Raw genomic sequence first — 487 nt, 5'->3', positions numbered from 1 at the left:
GTGGAAAGCACCAGCAGCTATCAGTACGACAGCCTGGGTAGGCGTGTTGCCAAACAGTCCGACATTAAGGGCAAGACCGACCATCGACTATTTCTCTGGCAAGGTCTTCGCTTGCTGCGTGAAGAAAGTCCGGGACAGAGCAGCCTGTATCTGTACGAGCCCGGCAGTTATGCGCCGCTGGCCCGTGTTGATGAGAAAGAGGGCGAGGCAGAGAACAAGGTCTACTACTTCCACACCGACCAGATTGGTACACCACTGGAGATGACCGACGCCGAAGGGCAGATCGTCTGGCAGGCCAAATATCGGCCGTGGGGCGCGGTTGAGAAACTGGTGGTGAACGAGGTCGAGCAGAACCTCAGGTTTCAGGGTCAGTATTTCGATGTCGAGACGGGGCTTCACTACAACACGTTTCGGTATTACGATCCGGAGATTGGGCGGTTTATTACGCAGGATCCGATTGGGTTGAGTGGTGGGGATAATCTCTATC

The 487-nt window shown here is 55.0% G+C and carries 1 protein-coding gene; it reads left to right on the top strand.

What is annotated here, in order from left to right; translation table 11 throughout:
- Positions 1-487 (top strand): RHS repeat domain-containing protein (locus KBY08_RS26290; RefSeq protein WP_225651324.1); only part of this gene is annotated, 487 nt, incomplete at both ends.

The sequence above is a fragment of the Pseudomonas sp. P135 genome, assembly GCF_020312125.1.
Lineage (GTDB): Bacteria > Pseudomonadota > Gammaproteobacteria > Pseudomonadales > Pseudomonadaceae > Aquipseudomonas > Aquipseudomonas fragariae.
The sequence above is the reverse complement of the archived record's forward strand: the minus strand, read 5'-3'. Positions and strand labels throughout refer to the sequence as shown.